Origin of the sequence: Microbacterium sp. NPDC057407 (genome assembly GCF_042803895.1) — a bacterium.
Classification (GTDB): Bacteria; Actinomycetota; Actinomycetes; order Actinomycetales; family Microbacteriaceae; genus Microbacterium.
Map to the genome: position 1 here is coordinate 343,707 of NZ_JBHVCA010000003.1, position 19,319 is coordinate 363,025.

Genomic DNA, 19,319 nt, shown 5'->3' on the forward strand with positions numbered 1-19,319 from the left:
TGAACTCCGCAGAACCGCGCCGTCTTCGGCACGAATCGGCCCGATTCTGCGGGCTGCGCGTATCCGGGGAGTCCGGGCGCGCTAGCGCGCGAACACCCCGAGCTGCGTGAGGATCCAGAAGAGCACGACGGCGCCGGCGAGCACGAACGACGCCCACGGGATGCCCTTCTGCAACCGGCGACCCCCCGCCGCGACGCCGGGCGGGGGTCGCAGCGATGCCAGCGGGGCCGCGAAGGGGACACCGGATGCTCCGCCCTCGGCCGGGCGGACCCCGGGGTCGCCCCCGCCGACGTGGGCGGAGGCATCCGGAATCGCGGCGCTCGCGGCCGCGAGGCGTTCGTCGCGCCACCGGCCCCACTGCTGCAGCTTGTCGAGCAGAGCCCCCACCACCGAGAACAGCCACGCCCAGGTCGCGGGGTCGAGCGTGGCGAAGTCGCGCTTGGCGTAGAGGAACAGCCAGTCGTCGACGATCTCGACGTCGAGGGCGGCGGCGTTGTCGATGAAGCGGGCCATGATGTCGGGCGTGAAGAGGTAGAGCGCATCGCGCTCGTAGCCCGCCGGGCAGTACAGCGAGAAGTGGCGGTCGAAGTCGCCCTCGAGGCTGAGCCGCTGATCCTTGTCGAACGTCTGGGGCAGGTTCGACCCGAAGAGCCCGTTGTTGCTCGACGCGTCGAGCACGATGTGCGGCAGCGGCACGTCGAGCCGGACGGCGACATACCCCCAGGTGTGGGTGGTGCGGTTCTTGCCCGAACCCGTGGTGTACCGGTAGTTCGCGAACTCGACGAAGCGCGGACGATCGCCGCGGACCAGATCGGATGCCTGCCGCGAGTCTCCGACCGAGAAGATCATGCCGGGCAGGGCCGGGCCGTCCACCCGCGGAACGTACGCCATGCCGTTGGCGCGCGCGAACCGGTCGAGGCGGTACATGCGCGTCGCGGCGGAGCGCGTCGCGGCGACGATCCCGACCACGACGAGAGCGACGATGATCGCGACGATGACGAACGGGACGAGCCCGAGCATCGCCCCCGCGAGCCCGCTCCCCTGCGACGACGCGACCGAGGCCACCGCGCTTCCCAGGATCGTCAGGAACACCGACCCGAACACGACGACGAAGACGCCGATGACGATCGCGAAGACCACGGTCGCCCCGGTGAACGCGCCCGGAACGCGCCCGGTTCGGCGCAGCTCCGTGACGAAGGCCCGCGCCGCGGCGGCATCGACCGGGTCGGTGAGCGGCCGGGCGTCGAACGGCAGCGTGGGCGTCGTCATGCCGCACACGCTACCGGCGTTCACCCTCCCGCGCCGGGCTCGTGCACAACGTCGGCGACACCGCGCCGGACCGCGACCGTCCCGGACCATCCGCGCGGAACACCGCCGCATCGCCGACATTGTGCTCACCGTCGCCCCGGCAGAATGAGACCGACGACACAAGAGGAGGCGGCGATGGAGCCCAGGAACCCCGACGATCTCGCGGCGCTGCGCGAGGCATCCGACGTCCTCGCGATCGACGGGCTGCTCACCTCCGACGAGCGAGCGACGCGCGATCGGGTGCGGGCCTTCGTCGACGCCGAGATCCGGCCGCACATCGCCGACTGGTACGACCGGGCGCACTTCCCCGTCGAGCTCGCCCGCGCCTTCGGCCAGCTGGGCGTGCTCGGGATGGAGCTGGAGGGGTACGGATGCCCCGGCCGCAGCGCCGTCGAATACGGCCTGGCTGCGCTCGAGCTCGAGGCGGGCGACTCGGGCCTGCGCACGTTCGTGTCGGTGCAGGGGTCGCTCGCGATGGGGTCGATCCACCGCTGGGGGTCGGAGGAGCAGAAGCAGGAGTGGCTGCCGCGCATGGCCCGGGGCGAGGCGATCGGAGCGTTCGGGCTCACCGAGCCGACCGCCGGGTCGGACCCGTCCAGCATGAAGACCTTCGCCCGGCGCGACGGCACGGACTGGGTGCTCACGGGATCGAAGCGCTGGATCGGCCTGGCCACCATCGCGCAGGTGGCCGTCGTCTGGGCGCAGACCGACGAGGGCGTGCGCGGGTTCGTCGTGCCGACCGACACCCCCGGCTTCCACGCCACCGTGCTCGAGCCCAAGGGGTCGATGCGGGCGTCGATCCAGACCGAGCTGCACTTCGACGACGTGAGGCTCGGGGCATCCGCTCTGCTGCCCGGCGCGCGCGGACTGCGCGGGCCGTTCTCGGCGCTCAACGATGCGCGATACGGCATCGTGTGGGGCGCGCTCGGCGCCGCCCGCGACAGTTACGAGGCCGCGCTGCGCCATGCCCTGCGCCGCACCCAGTTCGGCACCCCGATCGCCGGGTTCCAGCTGACGCAGAAGAAGCTCGTCGACATGGTCGTCGAACTGCAGAAGGGGGCGCTGCTGGCCCTGCAGATCGGCCGGGCCAAAGACGCCGGAACCCTCCGCCCCGAGCAGATCTCGCTCGGCAAGCTCAACAACGTGCGCGAAGCCATCGCGATCGCCCGCGAGGCGCGGACCGTCCTCGGCGGCGACGGCGTGCTGCTCGAGCACTCCCCGATCCGCCACGCCGCCAACCTCGAGTCGGTGCGCACGTACGAGGGCACCGACGAGGTGCACACGCTCGTGCTCGGCCAGCACCTCACCGGCATCGGGGCGTTCCGTTGACCGACCCCCACGAGTCGAATCCGGATGCCGCGCCCGGCCCGCTCTCGGGACTCGTGGTCGCCGACTTCACCCGCGTGCTCGCCGGGCCGTACTGCACGATGCTGCTCGCCGACCTCGGCGCCACCGTCATCAAGGTGGAGGGCCCGGACGGCGACGAGACGCGCCATTGGAGTCCGCCCGCGCGAGACGGCGAGGCGACCTACTACCTGTCGGTGAACCGCGGCAAGCGCGCGATCACCCTCGACTTCGAGCGCCCGGACCAGCTCGCGGTGGCCCGCCGGCTCGCCGCCCGCGCCGACGTGATGATCGAGAACTTCAAGCCCGGTGGACTCGAGCGGTTCGGTCTCGGCTACGACGCCGTGCGCGAGACGAACCCCGGCATCGTGTACGTCTCGATCACGGGGTTCGGTGCCGATTCGTCGCTGCCCGGGTACGACGTGCTGGCGCAGGCGATGTCGGGCCTGATGAGCGTGACCGGCGACGCCCAGGGTCCGCCGACGAAGGCGGGCGTCGCGATCGTCGACGTCGTCACCGGACTTCACGCCGGAATGGGAGCGCTCGCCGCGCTGCGGCACCGTGAGGCGACGGGCGAGGGGCAGCGGGTGCAGGTCGACCTGCTGTCTTCCGCGCTGTCGGCGCTGGTGAACCAGTCGGGCGCCTACGCGCTCGCCGGGGTCGTGCCGCAGCGCCTCGGCAACGACCACCCGAGCATCTTCCCGTACGGTCCTTTCCCGACGGCCGACGGCGACCTGGTGCTCGCGGTCGGCAACGACCGGCAGTTCGCGCGTCTGTGCGCGGTGCTCGAGATTCCGGATGCCGCCACCGACGCCCGCTTCGCCCGGGCTGCCGATCGGAGTGCCGGCCGCGACGCGTTGCGGCCGATTCTCGAGCGGGCGCTGGCTCGTCGTCCGGCTCGGGAATGGGAGGAGCTGCTCGTCGAGGCGGGGGTTCCGTGCGCTCGCGTGCTGGCGATCGACGAGGCGTTCGAGAAGGCGCGGGATCTCGGCCTGGACCCCGTCGTCCGCGCGGGCGACGCGCAGACGCCCGGGGTGCGGCATCCGATTCGTCTCTCGGCCACGCCGCCGGACTATCCCTTGGCTCCTCCCGCCGCCGGCGCCGACCGTGCGTGGGTGCTCGACTTCCTCCGCTCCGCACCCCCCTTGTGACGAGTCGCCAAAACACGCCGCTCGCGTGCACGGCAGGCGGCGTGTCTTGGCGACTCGGTGTGGGTCGGTGCGGGCGGGTGGGGCGGCGGGGAGAACGGGAAGGGCGGGGATTCGGCGGGTGACCAGGCATCCGGTACCATGGGAGGGTTGTCCGCACGCGCCCCTGCGCGCGATCAGTCGGATGACGTGCAACACACCCTCCTGCTGTCGGGAAATGCCCGGCAGCCGTTCAAGTCCGAAGGAGGTGGGTTAGTGACGCACCAGTACGAACTCATGGTCATCCTGAACCCTGAGATCGATGAGCGCCAGGTCGCCCCGAACCTCGACAAGTTCCTGAAGGTCATCACCGCTGATGGTGGCTCGATCGACAACGTCGACATCTGGGGTCGCCGCCGTCTCGCCTACGAGATCCAGAAGAAGACCGAGGGCGTCTACGCCGTCGTCAACTTCACCGCGACCAGCGCAGCCACCCAGGAGCTCGACCGCCAGCTGAACCTCAGCGAGCTGGTCATGCGCACCAAGGTGCTCCGCGCCGAAGAGGCGATCGCGATGATCGCGTCCGAGAAGGCCCGCGCCGACGAGAAGGCCGCCCGCAAGGCAGCCCGTCCCGCCAAGCCCGCCAAGCAGGACGCGTAACGACGATGGCCGGCGAGACGATCATCACCGTCGTGGGCAACCTCACGGCTGATCCCGAGCTGCGCTACACGCAGAACGGTCTCCCCGTCGCGAACTTCACGATCGCGTCGACGCCGCGCAACTTCGACCGCCAGGCCAACGAGTGGAAGGACGGCGAAGCGCTGTTCCTCCGCGCGAGCGTGTGGCGTGAGTTCGCCGAGCACGTCGCGGGCTCGCTGACCAAGGGCTCCCGCGTCATCGCGACCGGTCGCCTGAAGCAGCGCTCCTATGAGACGCGCGAGGGCGAGAAGCGCACCGCCATCGAGCTCGAGATCGACGAGATCGGCCCCTCGCTCCGCTACGCGACCGCCCAGGTCACGCGTGCGGCCGGCGGCGGCGGTCAGTCCCGTGGCGGTCAGGCGCAGGTCGCCGACGAGCCGTGGTCGACCCCCGGGTCGTCCAACGCCGGTGGCAGCACCGGTGGCGACGCCTGGGCCGCTCCCGGCGCCTACGGCGACGACACCCCGTTCTAAGAACATCCGGATGCCGAGGCATCCGTTGAATCTCATCTCTCAGTAAGGAAACACCCATGGCTGGAAAGGCAACCGGCGACCGCCGGAAGCCGCGGAAGGGCGCGAAGAACGCCGCCCCCGCGAAGGCGATCCGTGTCGGCGTCATCGACTACAAGGACGTCGCCACCCTTCGCAAGTTCATCTCGGAGCGCGGCAAGATCCGTGCCCGTCGTATCACCGGTGTCTCGGTGCAGGAGCAGCGTCTGATCGCCAAGGCGATCAAGAACGCGCGCGAGATGGCGCTCCTGCCGTACGCCGGCGCTGGCCGCTAAGGAGCACCGCAATGGCAAAGCTGATTCTCACGAATGAGGTCGCCGGGCTCGGTAGCGCCGGTGACGTGGTCGAGGTCAAGAACGGGTACGCCCGCAACTACCTCATCCCCCAGGGCTTCGCGGTGGCGTGGACCCGTGGTGGCGAGAAGCAGGTGGCGTCGATCCGCGCCGCCCGCGACGCTCGCGCGATCCACGACCACGAAGAGGCCGTGGCCCTCAAGGACGCCCTCGAGGCGAACAAGGTGCGTCTGGCCGTCAAGGCCGGCGCCGAGGGCCGCCTGTTCGGCTCGGTGAAGACCGAGGCCGTCGCCGACGCCGTCAAGGCCGCCGGTCTGGGCGAGCTCGACAAGCGCAAGATCCACATCACCTCGCCGATCAAGTCGGTGGGCGAGCACGAGGCGACGGTCCGTCTTCGCGACGATCTGACCGCCGTGATCACCCTGCAGGTGGTCCCCGCGAAGTAGGCGGAGCGCGCCCCGCCGGTCGAGTGCCGCCGGAGGCTGCCTTGCCGGTCGAGTGCCGCCGGAGGCGGTGTATCGAGACCCGCGAAATCAGAACGGATGCCGCGGACCTTCGGGTCCGCGGCATCCGTCTTTTCTGGGGAGAGGCGCTTTCGGTGAAAGCGCGGGGAGCAACCGGCCCTTTCCCGGCCTCGTAGCCGCTGTGTACCCCATTTCTTCCCCGCGGTTTCACCGCCGGGACGCGGCTATCGGGGCTGGGGGCCGTTCGAGCGTCGAGAAATCAGGAGACTCGCCGCCGCGATCCGTTGCCGGGCCGGGATCGGCGGCGTGTTTCCTGATTTCCCGACGGCGTTCGGGGGAGGGGCGGGAGGGCTGTCTGGGGAACGGCCCTCCCGCCTCGCTCGCGTCGCTCAGACCCGAGGCGCACTGGGGACGCCTCGGTCGAGGCTCACGCCGAGCGTCGCCGCGACACGACCGCGAACAGCCCCGCCGTGATGAGCATGAGGCTCATCAGCAGCGCGGGGAACGCGCTCGTCCCTCCCGTCGCAGCGAGGGGTGCGGCGCTGACAGCAGCCGGGGAGCCGATGACGTCAGCGCCTCCCGACGAGATCAGACCGTTGGGATCGGTCGGATCGGCCGGGGTGGACGGGCCCGCAGGGGAGATCGGGCCCGTGGGGTCGGTCGGGTCCGTGGGGGTACCGGGATCCGTGGGGTTCTCCGGCTCGGTGGGGGCCGCGGGATTCGTGGGGTTCTCCGGCTCGGTCGGGGCCGCGGGCGACTGCGTCGAGCTGTCGCCGATGACCGAGATGGCGTTGCCGCCGACCGTGACGGGTGCGCCGATGGGGGCGAGCACCTGGGTGCCGCCGGCGACGGAGTCCGTGCCGTCGGTGTCGCCGCCGGTGTTGCCCGGTGTGGTGGTCCCGGCGCCGGTGGTGCCGGTGGTGGAGCCGTCGGACCGGCTGTCGCCGATGACCGAGATGGCGTTGCCGCCGGCCGTGACGGGTGCGCCGATCGGCGCGAGCACCTGGGTGCCGCCCGCGACGGAGTCCGTGCCGTCGGTGTCGCCGCCGGTGGTGGTCCCGGTGCCGGTGGTGGAGCCGTCGGACCGGCTGTCGCCGATGACCGAGATGGCGTTGCCGCCGGCCGTGACGGGTGCGCCGATCGGGGCGAGCACCTGGGTGCCGCCCGCGACGGAGTCCGTGCCGTCGGTCTCGCCGTCGGTATCGCCGCCGGCGGTGGTGGTCCCGGTGCCGGTGGTGGAGCCGTCGGACTGGCTGTCGCCGATGACCGAGATGGCGTTGCCGCCGGCCGTGACGGGTGCGCCGATCGGCGCGAGCACCTGGGTGCCGCCCGCGACGGACTCCGTGCCGTCGGTCTCGCCGTCGGTGTCGCCGCCGGTGGTGACGGTCCCGGTGCCGGTGGTGCCGGTGGTGGAGCCGTCGGACTGGCTGTCGCCGATGACCGAGATGGCGTTGCCGCCGACCGTGACGGGTGCGCCGATCGGGGCGAGCACCTGGGTGCCGCTCAGGAGCCCGTCCGAGCCGCTCGTCGAGCCGCTCGCCGACGAGCCGGCGCCTCCACCGGTTCCCGTGGCGGTGCCGCTTGAGGCGTCCTCTGTGCTGCTGTCGCCGAGCACCGAGATCGCGTTTCCGCTGACCGTGACCGGTGCGGACACCGGCGCGACGACCTGCGTGCCGCCCGCGACGGAGTCCGTGCCGTCGGTCTGCGCCTCCGCGTCCGATCCGCTGCCGGCGGTGCTCGAGGACGGCGCGACGGTCGCACCCTCGCTCTCACTGTCGCCGAGCACCGAGATCGCGTTGCCCGTGACGTCGATCGGGACGTCCACCGACACGATCCCCTGGGTGCCCGACAGCAGCCCGTCGGAGCCGGAGGTCGTGGCGGGGTCGGAACCGCCGCCGGACGGCGCAGGAGCCGCGGTGGAGGCATCCGTCGTCGTCGAGTCTCCCGCGACGGACACCGAGTTTCCGGAGACGGTGACCGGCGCCGACACCGACACGAGGGCCTGGGTGCCCGAAGCCGTGCCGTCGCTGCCGTCGGTCGTGGAGGCAGCGGGCGCGGGTGCGGGGGCCGGAGCGGCCGTGGACGCCTGCGAGCTGCTGGAGTCGCCGACGACCGAGAGCGACGTTCCGCTGACGGTCACCGGGACGGTGACGTCGACGAGGGCCTGGGTGCCCGAGAGCAGCCCGTCTTCCCCCGTCGTCTCGGCCGCGTTCGCGACCGTCGCGCCGAGCAGCGTGATGCCGCCGGCCATGAGCGTGCCCAGGAGGGCGCGCGTGACAAATGTACGCATGGTGTTTTCCCCTAAGTCGACTGGATCGTGGTCAGCGCGCGACGGCGCGCCGATGGTGTGCCGCGTCGAAGACGCAGCGGCGATCGAGTCAGTCGGGGGAGACGTCGGTGGAGCGTGCGGGCGCTGCCGGCACGCGGTCGTCCTCGGGTCCGGCACGACGCCCCCAGGCACGGAGAGCAGCGAGTGGACCGAGGGCGACGAGCGCCCAAGCGCCGGAACCCGCACCGCCGGGTCCCGAAGAAGAAGCGGTCGGCGGGCAGAGTCCTCCCGCCGGAGAAAGAGGAGCCGGCGTTCCGCCGGGCGCGGCGTGCGCCACCGGGCCGATCGCGCCGGAAGCGGAAGCGGCCACAAGTGCCGGAACATCGGATGCCGCGGCCTCACGTGCCGCGTCGCGGAGGTCTGTCGAGCCGATGTCCGCCGGCTGGGTCGACGCCGCTGACTGTGACGCCGAGGCGCCGGAAATCGCGGGCAGCACGGGCGCTTCGGGAGCGGGCGGAGCGGGCGGAACGGTCACGGTGTCGGCTGTGTCGGCGATCGCTCCGGCCAGGTCGCGGACCGTCTCGTCGACGGTCGAAACCACCTCGGTGGCGGCGGTGTCGAGGCCGACAGCCGAGACCACGTCGCCGACGACGGGAATCCGGGTCACCGTCTCGACCACGGGGGCCACGACAGGGCTGACGACGCCGGACGGCGCGCCTCCTCCACTCGTCGGCGGGGTGACCGGCTGGACAGCCGACACGGCCTCCTGAATGGGCTGCTGCACCGGAGCCGGCGCGACGGCCACCACGGTCGTCACGACCTGCGTGACGCCTGTGGTCGCGGTCGCGACGGTGTCGGTGACGGTCGACGCAGTGTCGTCGACGACGGAAGTGATGGCACCCAGGACGCCCTGATCGTCATCGCCGTCAGCTGCCTGCGCGGTCCCCGAGCCGAGGCCGAGGAGCAGGGTCAGGACGATCCAGGCGAACGCGGTCGCGGCCCCGACAAGGGCCAGCCGCCAGATCCTCGAAAGCTGCGAGGCTGCGATCTCCACGTTCACCTCCCATGACGAACGAACGTCGCACGAACCGAGCGGATCATGCTGAGGGTGCCTGGATCTGCAAGGCTAGCGCTCTCCGCCCGGTCTGTAAACGGCCACTTCGGGAGTCTTCGCGAATTGGACCGCGGGCTCCGCCTGAGCCGCCGACCGTCCACAGGATGGGCGTCCGAGAGCAACCTTCAAGCCACACTTCAACCACATCCCCCTCCACAGGCTGTGGAACCGGAAAAGACTGGTAAAGCAGTAGATTCGGAAGCGGATTTCGTTTCATCCCCGGACTTTTCCACAGGAACTGCTCACAGGTCTGACGGCGTTTCTCGCAACTGTTCCACAGGGTTATCCACAGGCCGTGTTGCGAGTGTCAGAGGCCGTGCCTACCGTTGACCCGGTCGTCGGCGCGCCGCCGAGACGCCGCCGGACGACGTGGAGGAATCTGGATTTTATGTCGATCGCCGACATCTCCGAAGACCGGATGGGCCCGCCCCGCGAGTTCGAGCGGACGCCCCCGCACGACCTTCTCGCCGAGCAGAGCGCGCTCGGCGGCATGCTCCTGTCGAAGGATGCTGTCGCCGACGTGATCGAGACGCTCCGCGGCGTGGACTTCTACATCCCGAAGCACGAGCTGATCTTCGAGGCGATCCTCACCCTCTACTCGCACGGCGAGCCGACCGACGTGGTCGCGGTCACCGACGAACTCATCAAGACCGGGGAGCTTCAGCGCGCCGGCGGCGCGGACTACCTGCACACCCTCACCTCGATCGTCCCGACGGCCGCCAACGCCGGCTACTACGCCTCGATCGTCTCCGAGCGGGCGTTGCTGCGAAGGCTGGTCGACGCGGGCACGCGCATCGTGCAGATGGGGTACTCGGGGCAGGGTGAGGCGCTCGACCTCGTCAACAACGCCCAGGCCGAGATCTATTCGGTGACGGGAGCCGAGGCCGCCGAGGACTACGTGCCCCTGACGATCGCGGTCGACGCGGCCGTCGAAGAGATCGAGGCCGCCCGCGGCCGCGACGGTCAGATGACCGGCATCCCGACCGGGTTCTCGGGTCTCGATCAGCTCACCAACGGTCTGCACCCGGGTCAGATGATCATCATCGCGGCGCGTCCCGCGATGGGTAAGTCGACGCTCGCGCTCGACTTCGCCCGCGCCGCGGCGATCAAGAACGACATGCCGACGATCTTCTTCTCGCTCGAGATGGGGCGCAGCGAGATCGCGATGCGCCTGATGAGCGCCGAGGGATCCATCCCGCTGCAGGCGATGCGCAAGGGCACGCTCGACTCGCGCGACTGGACGACGATCGCCGCCACGCGCGGACGCATCAACGACGCGCCGCTCTACATCGACGACAGCCCCAACATGACGCTGGTCGAGATCCGCGCCAAGTGCCGGCGGCTCAAGCAGCGCGTGGGGCTGAAGATGGTGGTCATCGACTACCTCCAGCTCATGACATCCGGCAAGCGGGTCGAGTCGCGTCAGCAGGAGGTCTCGGAGTTCTCGCGTGCGCTCAAGCTGCTCGCGAAAGAGCTCGGGGTTCCCGTCATCGCCCTGTCGCAGCTGAACCGTGGTCCCGAGCAGCGCGCCGACAAGAAGCCGGCGCTCTCCGACCTGCGCGAGTCGGGCTCGATCGAGCAGGACGCCGACATGGTCGTGCTCCTGCACCGCGAGGCCGCCTATGAGAAAGACAGCCCCCGCGCCGGCGAGGCCGACCTCATCGTCGCGAAGCACCGGAACGGCCCGACCGACACGATCACGGTCGCCTTCCAGGGGCACTTCTCGCGCTTCACCGACATGGCCCCGGGCGGCGACTTCCAGTAAAGCCGCGTCGTGAGTCGCGGGAGCGCTTTGCGCGTCAGCGGCGTGTGTCGACGGTCACGATGAAGATGAGGTCGTGGGATGCCGCGTCCACCGGCTCGCCCGTGTACTGCTCGAGGATCAGCCCGTCGTCGTGGGGATCACACCCCCGCATCGCGTCCCCGCTCGGAATGCGATCGATCGCGACGCGGGTGCCGTCCTGGAGCACCGCCTCGATGTGGACGACGGTGCCGACGACCTCCTCGACGGAGATGCCTTCCAGATCGTGATGCGTCTCGAAGAGGCGCCCTTCGTGCGTCCCGCACGTCCACCGGACCCGCCGGTAACGCTCGATCTCGTCGCCGCAGCACTCATGCTCCCAGTCGCCCACCTCCACCTCGACACGCATCCGCTCACGCTAGCGCTCGGGGCCGCCGGTCCCGCGGAGCCTCGGCCCGCTTCACTCGGGAAGGGGGATGCTGCGATCCGGGATCCGCGCCGAGATCCCGGCGTCGTCGAGCAGCACGCCGAGCGCCCGCCGCAGCACCGCAAGCTGCTCTTCGCCCACGCTGGCGCGGAGCCGCTCTTCGAAAGACTGCCGAGCCTCGCGGGCGACGCGGATCGCCGCACGCCCGTCTTCCGTCAGCCCGACGAGCCGCGCCCGCCCGTCGTCGGGCGACACCCGACGCGCCACGAGACCCAAACGCTCCAGGTCGGCGACGTGCTTCGAGGCACCCTGCTGCGTCATGCCCAGGTCAGCCGCCAAAGCGGTCACGGTCTGGTCCCCCGCGAGGAGCCGCTGGAAGACGTAACCGTGCGCGCGCGTGACGTCGAACCCGCGGTCGCGCATCGCGGACAGAACCGCGGCATCCGCGCTCGCCCCGGCGAGAGACAAGAGGGTCGCGGTGTCGAGGTCGGCGGCGACCCGTGGGGCCGTGGGGCCGGTCGCCGGCTCACCTGACGAAACATCCATGCTCCTAGACTACACAACCAAGGTTGTGCAATCATGGCGACATGACCGATCACGCGCACTCGACCCCACCCACCGAAGACGTGGTCCGCCGGTACTACCGCGTCGTCTCCGACCTGACCTCCACCGAAGACGACCTCAGGCAGGTGCTCGCGCCCGACGTCACCGTGACGGAGCACCCGAACGCGCTGATCCCCGCCGGTGCCCGGCGCGACCTGGCTGAGACGCTCGAAGGCTTCCGGCGGGGCAAGGCGCTCCTCCGCCAGCAGGAGTTCGACGTGCACGACGTGATCTCCCAGGGTCACCGCGCCGCCGTCCGTGCGACCTGGCGTGGCGTCGTCGGGATCGATGCGGGGCCGTTCCGCGAGGGCCAGGAGCTCGTCGCGCATGTGGCCGCGCTCCTCACCGTGCGCGACGGCGTGATCACCGCCCACGAGACCTTCGACTGCTACGAGCCCTTCGCGAAGGCGCCCGCAGCATGAGCGACGCGGCATCCGGGCAGGGAACCGGCGACCTCCCGCCGCTCGATCGCGCGGAGCGCGTCACTCCGTGGACACCGACGACGAGCGCGCAGCAGCTCGACGATCTGCGGGCGCGACTGCGCCGATGGCGTCCGCCGGCGTTTGCGGACGAGGCATCCTGGACCGAAGGGACTGATCCCGGATACCTCGCGCACGTCGTGGACGCGTGGCTCGCCCACGTCGACGCGGCGAGGCAGCCCGACGCGCACTCGCACCCGTGGTTCGAAGCCGACCTCGCCCTCCCACGGACCTCGGAGTCGGCCTCCGGCGCGACGGCCCGTGTCCGCTTCATCCACGTCCGCGGCCGCCGGCAGCCCGGGGCGCCGGAGCCCGTGCCGCTGCTGCTCTGCCACGGGTGGCCGGACTCCGCGTGGCGCTACCAGGAGGTCATCGACCTGCTGGCCGACCCCGGCTCGCATGGGGGTGACCCGCGGGACGCGTTCGACGTCGTGGTGCCCGACATGCCCGGTTTCGGTCACTCCCCGGCACCCGCCGGCGACGCGCTCGACTCGGTCGCCGTCGCGCACCTCTTCGCCGGCCTGATGCACACGCTCGGCTACCGCCGCTACGCCGTCGCCGGCGGTGACATCGGCAGCTCGGTGGCGCGGTTCATGGCGCTGGACCACCCGCGCGACCTCCTCGCCGTGCATCGGATGGATGCCGGCATCCCGGTCTTCACGGGGGACCCCGCCACCCTTACGCCCGAGGAGCGCGAATGGCTCGGGACCGCCGCCGCGTGGGGGGCGACCGAAGGCGCGTATGCGGCTCTGCACCGCACGAAGCCTGCGACGATCGCCGCCGCGCTGTCGGACTCTCCGGCGGGGATGGCGGCCTGGGTCGTCGAGAAGCTCGAGGCGTGGAGCGACTCCCGCCAGGGCCGGTTCGGGGGCATCCCGCTCGACGCCGTGCTGACGCTGCTGACCACGACATGGCTCACCAACAGCATCGGGCCATCGATGCGCATGTATCGCGCGAATGCGCGCATCCCGGCCGCCGAGCACGCCCGCCGGGTGGAGGTGCCGTCCGGGTTCTCGCTCTTCCCCGCCGATCTCCTCAGCCCGCCGCGAACGTGGCTCGACCGGATCGCCGCCGTCACGAGCGTGCGCACCCCGGAGCGAGGCGGCCACTTCGCCCCGCGCGAAGTGCCCGACGTGTACGCGGCCGAGCTGCGGGACTTCTTCCGCCCGTTCCGCTGACCCGTTCCGTTCGTCGGTGCTCCTGACACGCGCGTGACCGTGTGTGGTTCGGATGGACGAAGCGGCAGCGAAGTCGGACCACAACCGCGTTTCCTCGGAGTCGATCCTCCGGGGTGAAGGACGCGAGATCCCCCACCCCGGTCGACGTCAGTCGCGTTCGACGGGAAGCCAGAGTTCGCATGTTGCCGTGCGGAATTCGGGCGAGCGGTCGAGGACGGCCACGATGGCGGGTCCGGGTCGGACTCGCCACGGGTTCGAGGGGAACCACTCGGTGGCCGCCACCCGACAATCGTGGCCCGATCCGATCGGTCGACTGATCCGTCCCCTACGTCTGCATCGCGCGAGCACGGTACTGTGCGAAAGATGCAGTTCACCCACGACTCTGCACTGCTCGCCGCGTTTCCCCACCTGGCCGTCGCCACGCTCACGCTAGACGGCGTGACCGATACCGCAGATGTCGAACGCACCAGCGCCCCCTTCCTCGAACGCGCCGCGGAGCGTCTCGCGGAGCGGCCGGAGAGCGAGCTTCCCGAGATAGCCGCCTGGCGACGCGCATTCAGTCAGATGGGCTTGAAACCCACCCAGTACCGTTGCGCGTCGGAGGCTCTGCTGCGCCGCCTCAGAAGGGAAGGCGAGATACCCGCGATCCACCCTCTCGTTGACCTCTGCAACGCCGTATCCGCCGCCTACGCGATTCCTATCGCGGTATTCGACCTCGACCAGGTGGTCGGTGATCTGACCGTCACTTACGCGGTCGGCACCGAGACCTACCGGACTTTCGGTGGAACCACCGAGACGCCCGAGCCCGGCGAAGTGATCTTTCGCGACGACGCCGGGAACGCCCACGCCCGTCGATGGACGAACCGACAGAGCGCCCTTTCGGCGATCCGCCCCGACACCCGCCGCGTTCTCATCGTGAGCGAAGCCCTCCACGACACCGCACCGGCGGACGTCCAAGCGCTGCGAACGGAGTTGGCCGGAGCCCTCGGACAGTACTGGTAGCCCGTCCCCATCGCGCACGACAGCGCCCCCGACCCTTCGGATCGGGGGCGCTGCACTCTCGCGGTCAGCGGTCGTCGGTGAAGGCGTCCTTCACGTCCTGTCCGGCCTTCTTCAGGTCGGCGCTGGCCTGGTCGGCGTGGCCTTCGGCCTCGAGACGCTCGTTTCCGGTGGCGTCACCGACGGCTTCCTTGGCCTTGCCCTTGATGTCTTCCACGTTGTGCTTGATGTCGTCTCCCACTCCCATGGGTTCTCCCTTCACTCGATGGACAGGTCTGTTGTCGCGGCGGCTCAGACGGCGCCGAGGCCGACGCGGTCCACCTTGCGGTGGTAGCGCATGCCGGCCGCGCCGCCGAGGATCGCGCCCACGAGCGTGATGATCGCCGCGCCGAGGGCGGTCAGGATGCCGGTCAGTGTGGCGGTCTCGGGAGTCACGGGGATCCGGGGGAATCCGTCGAGCGTCGCGAGAATGTCCCACTGCGAGCCGGCGATCGCGGTCACGATCGCCACGACCACGGCGATGATGATCGCCCACAGCCACACGGCGATGCCCTGCTTGACGCCGCTGAAGCGCGCCATCCGGCCGGCCACGTAGCCGCCGGCGAAGTACGAGATGAAGAGGACGAGCCCGATGGCGATGGCGCCGATGATCGTCGCGCCGCCGAGGTTGTCCTGCGCGGCCTGGGCCGCGTCTTCGACGGCTTCCGGGGCGGCGAGACCGAGCGCCCCGCCGATCGCGGCGACCAGCGCGGTCAGCAGCAGCGCCGCGCCCATGGCGGTGAGCCAGCCGAAGAAGGCCGAACCGAAGTGGAAGCCGCTGAAGCGCTCCTCTTCGCGCCGCCGGACCTCGTCGCGCAACGACCCGTCCGAGACGGGTGCCATCACGACGGTGTCATCGCGGTGAGTGTCGACGTCGTCCGCGCGCCGGTTCGCGTCGGTGTAGCTGACGTCCCGGTTGACGTCATCGCGGTACGCATCGGCACGCTGGGCGTCGGCGCGGTTCGCGTCGGCGACCGTCTCGTCGCGCACGGACGGATCGGTGCGGCGGGGCAGATCGTTGCTCATGCAAGGCACGGTAGGACGAGGCATCCGGTCCCGCAGCCCGGTTGCGGAGCAGGTGAGCGAGGCGTACTCTCTGGCCCCGCTCACCTGTGGCGGGGTCTCAGCCGACGGCTCTGCGCACCAGGTGAGTGACCTTCTGCTCGACGTCCGGGGTCCAGGCGCGCACCGCGAATCCCACGGGCCACAGGTCGCCGTCGTCGAGGTTCGCGCGGTCTTCGAAGCCGATGGTCGCATAGCGCGTCTTGAACTTCTTCGCCGGCTGGATGAACACGACGATCTTGCCCTCGTCGTTGGCGTACCCCGGCATGCCGTAGTACGTCTTCGGTACGAGACTCGGCGCCTCGGCGCTCACCACGCGGTGCAGGCCCTCGGCGAGCTCCCGGTCTTCGGGCTCGAGCTTCGCGATCGCGTCGAGCACCGACTTCAGCCCGGCCTCGCGGCTCTTGCCCGCCTTCTCCTGCGCGCGCAGCTCTTTCGCGCGCTCCTTGACGGCGGCGCGCTCCTCGGCGGACAGCCCGTCGGATGTCTTCGTCTCGGCCATGATCGGTTTCCTTCCACGCTCTCCGGTTGGTGTTCGACTCGTGAACGTCACGCTACGCGGGCCGCGCGGCCGGTGCTTCTCCGATCCTGACCGATTCGGCCCGGCATCCCCTGAGGTCTCGTCGTGACAGGCTGGGAGCGTGCTGACTCCCGATGCGCTGGCGTTCCTCTCCGAGTACCACCTCGGCATTCTGTCGACCGTCGGCCGTGACGGCCGGGTCCATGCGGTGCCGGTCGGCTTCACCTACGAGGACGGGATCGTGCGGGTCATCGGCACCCGCGGCACGCAGAAGTTCGTCAACGCCGCGCGCACCGGCCGGGCGACCATCAGCTCCGTCGACCGGATGCGCTGGATCACGTTCGAGGGCCCGGCCGTGGTGAAAGACGATCCGGATGCCGTGGCCCACGCGGTCGCGTTGTACACCGCCCGCTATCGGACGCCGCGCGAGAACCCGCAGCGGGTCGCCCTCGAGCTGACGGTCGAGCGCGTGCTCGGATCTGCAGGGTTCAGACACGCCGACTGACGCGGATGCGGGGGCGAGGCATCCGCTCGGCTTGTCGTCGGGGTCGGCGCCGCCTACCGTGAGGAGTCGGCCCGACCCGTGGAGCAGAGATGACCACCCCCTCGAATCCCGAGAGTATGCACGCGATCTCGGATGACACCCGCCACACCGTCGACGACGTGCTCGAGTACGCGCGTCGCCGCGCGCTGTACGAGGACATCCCGCTCGACAAGCCCATGCGTCCGAACGATCTCGCGCGTCTGGCGTCGGGATCGATCACCGCCGACGGCATCGGCGCTCGCCGTGCGATCGCCCTGTTCGAGAACGTGCTCGCCCCGGCGTGCATCTCGACCGACCATCCCGGATACCTCTCCTTCATCCCTTCGGCCCCGAGCAAGGCCTCGCTGGCGTTCGACGTGGTGGTCTCGGCATCCGCCATCTACGGCGGCTCGTGGATGGAGGGCGCCGGCGCGGTGTTCGCCGAGAACGAGGTGCTGCACTGGCTCGCGCGCGAGTTCGGCCTGCCGGCGACCGCGGGCGGGGTGTTCGTCCAGGGCGGCACGATCGGCAACCTCTCGGCCCTGGTCACGGCACGGGATGCTGCGCGCCGACGCAACGCGGAGGCGGGGCGTGCGAACCCGCCGCGGTGGATCGTGGTGTGCAGCGGCGAAGCGCACTCCTCGATCGTGTCGGCAGCCGAGGTCATGGACGTCGACGTGGTGACGGCCGCGCCGGACGCGAACGGCCGCCTGCACGGAGACACGGTCGCCCGGGCGCTCGACGAGCACGGGGATGCGGTGTTCGCGGTGGTCGCGACGGGCGGCACGACGAACTTCGGCATCGTCGACGACATCGCCGGCGTCGCAGCCGTGACGAAGGAGCGCGGGGTGTGGCTGCACGTCGACGGGGCGTACGGCCTCGCGGCGATGCTCGTTCCCGAGGTGCGGCCGGCGTTCGCGGGGGTGGAGCACGCCGACTCGGTGATCGTCGACCCGCACAAGTGGCTGTTCGCCCCGTTCGACGCGTGCGCGCTGATCTACCGCGAGCCGTCGCTCGCGCTGAAGGCCCACACGCAGAAGGCCGAGTACCTCGACACGCTGACCGACTCGCCGGACTGGAACCCCTCCGACCTCGCGGTGCAGCTCACCCGGCGCTCGCGCGGACTGCCGCTGTGGTTCTCGCTGGCGACGCACGGAACCGAGCAGTACCGCGCCACGATCGCGTACGGGATCGAGCTCGCGCGCCGCATCGGCGACGAGATCTCGCGGCGCGACGGCCTGTCGCTGGTGCGCGAGCCGCAGCTCTCGGTGGTCGTCTTCCGTCGTGACGGCTGGACCGCCGCCGACTACCAGGCGTGGTCGGACCGCCTGCTCGACGAGCAGCGAGCCTTCGTCGTGCCCAGTTCCCACGCCGGCGAGCCGGTGCTGCGGTTCGCGATCATCAGCCCGCTCACGACGTACGAGCTGCTGGTCGAGCTGCTCGACACGCTCGCCTGAGGGTCGTGCGTCGAGCGCCGCGCCCGGGCGATCTCGCGGACGGCCGGGGCTTCCAGCGGCCGGAACTAGACTGGGAGTGTCCCTCCCGATCGGCCAGGAATCCGTCGTGACCTCAGCTTCTTCCGCTCGCGCGTTCGACGTGCGCCACGTGCAGCTCGCGCGTGCCGCCTTCGCCGCGCTCGCCGCCGTCATGATCACGTTCTCGCCCGACCATTCGGCGCTCGTGGGCATGTCGGTGTTCAGCGGCTTCGCGATCGCGTCCGGACTGGTGCTGCTCCTCGCGGTGTGGCTGGTGTACCCGGCGGGGCGCCGCTGGCCGGCCGCCGCGATCGGCGGGGTCACTCTCGTCGCGGGCATGGCCGGTGGACTGACGCCGGTCCGTACGACGACGGGCTTCTTCGTGGTCGTGATCGCCTGGGCGGTCGTGGCCGGCGGGCTCGAACTGATCGCGGGGCTCCGAGGGCTCCGCGGTGCCCGCGCCCGTCGCGAGATCGCTCCGGGCGTCGCGGACGCCCGCCCGGCGATCGACCCGGGTCCGCGCTCCGACAGCCGTGACGCCGTCGTCGTCGGCGCAGCGGGCCTGCTTCTCGCCCTCGGGCTCTCCCTCGTTCCGGCCGGGTACTCGCTGCAGTACACCATCGAAGAGGCGCAGCAGACGCTCACCCTCACCGGCATCACCATCGCCGTCGGCCTGTTCGGCGCCTACGCCGCGATCGTCGCCGTGTATCTCGGCATCGCCGGGTTCTCACCGCGCCGCGATCCGGCCCTCCCCGAGGGCGAAGCATCCGTCCCCGCCCAGCAGAAGGACTCAGCGTGAGCGACGACCGCCCCACCCGCCGTGACTTGATGAAGCCCGTGCAGCTGCTCGGGCTGGCGTTCGGCGCCGCGGCCTTCGCCGGGATCGTCACGCTGGTCTCGATGGGCTTCTTCCAGGCAGGCGGCCCCGAGAAGACGCAGCCGGCACTCGTGCTCGCGCTCATCGTCGCCGGCGTCACCTTCATCGCCGTGCTGCTGATCGTGTCGCTGCTGCTGCTGGCCGTCGACCCGGCGCAGGTGACGAAGACGGTCGACAAGCCCGTGCTGCTCCCCGATCAGGACGACGAGGCACCGGATGCCGCGGCATCCGGCGACCCGAAGGCCTGAGCCGCCCTCAGCCCGCTCACG

22 protein-coding genes and 1 pseudogene are annotated in these 19,319 nt (G+C 70.7%); 14 read left to right on the top strand and 9 right to left on the bottom strand.

Features of this window, described 5'->3' with window-relative positions; genetic code table 11:
* Positions 1-81: 81 nt before the first annotated feature.
* Positions 82-1,269: a hypothetical protein gene (locus tag ACFUTX_RS10340; RefSeq protein ID WP_378863763.1), complete on the bottom strand. Its 1,188-nt coding sequence runs from the start codon at positions 1,267-1,269 to the stop codon at positions 82-84.
* A gap of 174 nt (positions 1,270-1,443) precedes the next feature.
* Here ACFUTX_RS10340 and ACFUTX_RS10345 point away from each other — a divergent pair, with 174 nt between their 5' ends.
* The 6 genes from ACFUTX_RS10345 to rplI all read left to right on the top strand — a co-directional run bounded on the left by ACFUTX_RS10345 (position 1,444) and on the right by rplI (position 5,726).
* Positions 1,444-2,637, top strand: coding sequence for an acyl-CoA dehydrogenase family protein (locus ACFUTX_RS10345; protein ID WP_378863766.1), 1,194 nt, complete (start codon positions 1,444-1,446; stop codon positions 2,635-2,637).
* Entirely contained in the window at positions 2,634-3,803 is a 1,170-nt protein-coding gene (locus ACFUTX_RS10350) for a CaiB/BaiF CoA transferase family protein (protein ID WP_378863769.1), read from the top strand. Before ACFUTX_RS10345 ends, ACFUTX_RS10350 begins: the two co-directional genes overlap by 4 nt.
* A gap of 252 nt (positions 3,804-4,055) precedes the next feature.
* Positions 4,056-4,439, top strand: a complete 384-nt coding sequence (gene rpsF / locus ACFUTX_RS10355; protein WP_378863772.1) for a 30S ribosomal protein S6 — start codon at positions 4,056-4,058, stop codon at positions 4,437-4,439.
* A gap of 5 nt (positions 4,440-4,444) precedes the next feature.
* Entirely contained in the window at positions 4,445-4,951 is a 507-nt protein-coding gene (locus ACFUTX_RS10360) for a single-stranded DNA-binding protein (RefSeq protein ID WP_378863775.1), read from the top strand.
* 56 nt (positions 4,952-5,007) lie between these two features.
* Positions 5,008-5,262 (top strand): 30S ribosomal protein S18, encoded by a 255-nt coding sequence (rpsR, locus tag ACFUTX_RS10365; RefSeq protein ID WP_005054609.1) that lies wholly within the window; start codon positions 5,008-5,010, stop codon positions 5,260-5,262.
* Positions 5,263-5,273: 11 nt separating this feature from the next.
* Entirely contained in the window at positions 5,274-5,726 is a 453-nt protein-coding gene (gene rplI, locus ACFUTX_RS10370; RefSeq protein ID WP_378863778.1) for a 50S ribosomal protein L9, read from the top strand.
* A gap of 445 nt (positions 5,727-6,171) precedes the next feature.
* Here the strand turns inward: rplI and ACFUTX_RS10375 are convergent, their stop codons facing one another.
* Positions 6,172-8,034 (bottom strand): chaplin family protein, encoded by a 1,863-nt coding sequence (locus tag ACFUTX_RS10375; RefSeq protein WP_378863781.1) that lies wholly within the window; start codon positions 8,032-8,034, stop codon positions 6,172-6,174.
* Positions 8,035-8,122: 88 nt separating this feature from the next.
* Positions 8,123-9,067 carry a hypothetical protein gene (locus ACFUTX_RS10380; protein WP_378863784.1) on the bottom strand — a complete coding sequence of 315 codons (945 nt, stop codon included), beginning with the start codon at positions 9,065-9,067 and terminating at the stop codon, positions 8,123-8,125.
* 448 nt (positions 9,068-9,515) lie between these two features.
* Between ACFUTX_RS10380 and dnaB the strand changes: the two genes are divergently transcribed.
* Complete coding sequence (gene dnaB, locus ACFUTX_RS10385) at positions 9,516-10,892, top strand: replicative DNA helicase (RefSeq protein WP_378863787.1); 1,377 nt, start codon at positions 9,516-9,518, stop codon at positions 10,890-10,892.
* A 34-nt stretch (positions 10,893-10,926) separates the two neighbouring features.
* Here the strand turns inward: dnaB and ACFUTX_RS10390 are convergent, their stop codons facing one another.
* Both ACFUTX_RS10390 and ACFUTX_RS10395 read right to left on the bottom strand, forming a co-directional pair.
* Positions 10,927-11,277 (bottom strand): hypothetical protein, encoded by a 351-nt coding sequence (locus tag ACFUTX_RS10390; protein ID WP_378863790.1) that lies wholly within the window; start codon positions 11,275-11,277, stop codon positions 10,927-10,929.
* A 51-nt stretch (positions 11,278-11,328) separates the two neighbouring features.
* Positions 11,329-11,841: a MarR family winged helix-turn-helix transcriptional regulator gene (locus ACFUTX_RS10395; RefSeq protein ID WP_378863793.1), complete on the bottom strand. Its 513-nt coding sequence runs from the start codon at positions 11,839-11,841 to the stop codon at positions 11,329-11,331.
* Between the two features lie 41 nt (positions 11,842-11,882).
* Here ACFUTX_RS10395 and ACFUTX_RS10400 point away from each other — a divergent pair, with 41 nt between their 5' ends.
* Positions 11,883-12,320: a nuclear transport factor 2 family protein gene (locus ACFUTX_RS10400; RefSeq protein ID WP_378863796.1), complete on the top strand. Its 438-nt coding sequence runs from the start codon at positions 11,883-11,885 to the stop codon at positions 12,318-12,320.
* Complete coding sequence (locus ACFUTX_RS10405) at positions 12,317-13,555, top strand: epoxide hydrolase family protein (protein ID WP_378863799.1); 1,239 nt, start codon at positions 12,317-12,319, stop codon at positions 13,553-13,555. The genes ACFUTX_RS10400 and ACFUTX_RS10405 overlap by 4 nt, the downstream gene beginning before the upstream one ends.
* A gap of 147 nt (positions 13,556-13,702) precedes the next feature.
* Here ACFUTX_RS10405 and ACFUTX_RS10410 read toward each other — a convergent pair.
* Positions 13,703-13,831: pseudogene (locus tag ACFUTX_RS10410) on the bottom strand (AraC family transcriptional regulator); the annotation flags it as partial.
* Positions 13,832-13,918: 87 nt separating this feature from the next.
* Here ACFUTX_RS10410 and ACFUTX_RS10415 point away from each other — a divergent pair.
* On the top strand, positions 13,919-14,557 hold the full coding sequence (locus ACFUTX_RS10415) for a B3/4 domain-containing protein (RefSeq protein ID WP_378863802.1): 639 nt from the start codon (positions 13,919-13,921) through the stop codon (positions 14,555-14,557).
* Positions 14,558-14,621: 64 nt separating this feature from the next.
* Here ACFUTX_RS10415 and ACFUTX_RS10420 read toward each other — a convergent pair whose 3' ends face one another.
* The 3 genes from ACFUTX_RS10420 to ACFUTX_RS10430 all read right to left on the bottom strand — a co-directional run bounded on the left by ACFUTX_RS10420 (position 14,622) and on the right by ACFUTX_RS10430 (position 16,157).
* On the bottom strand, positions 14,622-14,801 hold the full coding sequence (locus ACFUTX_RS10420; protein WP_378863805.1) for a CsbD family protein: 180 nt from the start codon (positions 14,799-14,801) through the stop codon (positions 14,622-14,624).
* Between the two features lie 44 nt (positions 14,802-14,845).
* Positions 14,846-15,619, bottom strand: a complete 774-nt coding sequence (locus ACFUTX_RS10425) for a hypothetical protein (protein WP_378863808.1) — start codon at positions 15,617-15,619, stop codon at positions 14,846-14,848.
* A 97-nt stretch (positions 15,620-15,716) separates the two neighbouring features.
* Positions 15,717-16,157: a hypothetical protein gene (locus ACFUTX_RS10430; protein ID WP_378863811.1), complete on the bottom strand. Its 441-nt coding sequence runs from the start codon at positions 16,155-16,157 to the stop codon at positions 15,717-15,719.
* 139 nt (positions 16,158-16,296) lie between these two features.
* On the opposite strand from ACFUTX_RS10430, the gene ACFUTX_RS10435 reads away from it, so the two are divergent.
* From ACFUTX_RS10435 to ACFUTX_RS10450, 4 genes are all read left to right on the top strand, one after another.
* Positions 16,297-16,680, top strand: coding sequence for a PPOX class F420-dependent oxidoreductase (locus tag ACFUTX_RS10435; protein WP_378863814.1), 384 nt, complete (start codon positions 16,297-16,299; stop codon positions 16,678-16,680).
* A gap of 89 nt (positions 16,681-16,769) precedes the next feature.
* Positions 16,770-18,155 carry a pyridoxal phosphate-dependent decarboxylase family protein gene (locus ACFUTX_RS10440; RefSeq protein WP_378863817.1) on the top strand — a complete coding sequence of 462 codons (1,386 nt, stop codon included), beginning with the start codon at positions 16,770-16,772 and terminating at the stop codon, positions 18,153-18,155.
* 106 nt (positions 18,156-18,261) lie between these two features.
* On the top strand, positions 18,262-18,972 hold the full coding sequence (locus tag ACFUTX_RS10445; RefSeq protein ID WP_378863820.1) for an acyl-CoA synthetase: 711 nt from the start codon (positions 18,262-18,264) through the stop codon (positions 18,970-18,972).
* Complete coding sequence (locus ACFUTX_RS10450; RefSeq protein WP_378863823.1) at positions 18,969-19,298, top strand: amino acid transporter; 330 nt, start codon at positions 18,969-18,971, stop codon at positions 19,296-19,298. The genes ACFUTX_RS10445 and ACFUTX_RS10450 overlap by 4 nt, the downstream gene beginning before the upstream one ends.
* Positions 19,299-19,319: the final 21 nt, after the last annotated feature.

Bases quoted from the DNA above. Each gene is read 5' to 3' on its own strand.
- ACFUTX_RS10405 (WP_378863799.1), top strand. From the start codon at position 12,317: ATGAGCGACGCGGCATCCGGGCAGGGAACCGGCGACCTCCCGCCGCTC.
- ACFUTX_RS10390 (WP_378863790.1), bottom strand. From the start codon at position 11,277: ATGCGTGTCGAGGTGGAGGTGGGCGACTGGGAGCATGAGTGCTGCGGC.
- ACFUTX_RS10340 (WP_378863763.1), bottom strand. From the start codon at position 1,269: ATGACGACGCCCACGCTGCCGTTCGACGCCCGGCCGCTCACCGACCCG.
- ACFUTX_RS10400 (WP_378863796.1), top strand. From the start codon at position 11,883: ATGACCGATCACGCGCACTCGACCCCACCCACCGAAGACGTGGTCCGC.
- ACFUTX_RS10375 (WP_378863781.1), bottom strand. From the start codon at position 8,034: ATGCGTACATTTGTCACGCGCGCCCTCCTGGGCACGCTCATGGCCGGC.
- rplI (WP_378863778.1), top strand. From the start codon at position 5,274: ATGGCAAAGCTGATTCTCACGAATGAGGTCGCCGGGCTCGGTAGCGCC.
- ACFUTX_RS10420 (WP_378863805.1), bottom strand. From the start codon at position 14,801: ATGGGAGTGGGAGACGACATCAAGCACAACGTGGAAGACATCAAGGGC.
- ACFUTX_RS10425 (WP_378863808.1), bottom strand. From the start codon at position 15,619: ATGAGCAACGATCTGCCCCGCCGCACCGATCCGTCCGTGCGCGACGAG.
- dnaB (WP_378863787.1), top strand. From the start codon at position 9,516: ATGTCGATCGCCGACATCTCCGAAGACCGGATGGGCCCGCCCCGCGAG.
- ACFUTX_RS10430 (WP_378863811.1), bottom strand. From the start codon at position 16,157: ATGGCCGAGACGAAGACATCCGACGGGCTGTCCGCCGAGGAGCGCGCC.
- rpsR (WP_005054609.1), top strand. From the start codon at position 5,008: ATGGCTGGAAAGGCAACCGGCGACCGCCGGAAGCCGCGGAAGGGCGCG.
- ACFUTX_RS10395 (WP_378863793.1), bottom strand. From the start codon at position 11,841: ATGGATGTTTCGTCAGGTGAGCCGGCGACCGGCCCCACGGCCCCACGG.
- ACFUTX_RS10415 (WP_378863802.1), top strand. From the start codon at position 13,919: ATGCAGTTCACCCACGACTCTGCACTGCTCGCCGCGTTTCCCCACCTG.
- ACFUTX_RS10345 (WP_378863766.1), top strand. From the start codon at position 1,444: ATGGAGCCCAGGAACCCCGACGATCTCGCGGCGCTGCGCGAGGCATCC.
- ACFUTX_RS10440 (WP_378863817.1), top strand. From the start codon at position 16,770: ATGACCACCCCCTCGAATCCCGAGAGTATGCACGCGATCTCGGATGAC.
- ACFUTX_RS10360 (WP_378863775.1), top strand. From the start codon at position 4,445: ATGGCCGGCGAGACGATCATCACCGTCGTGGGCAACCTCACGGCTGAT.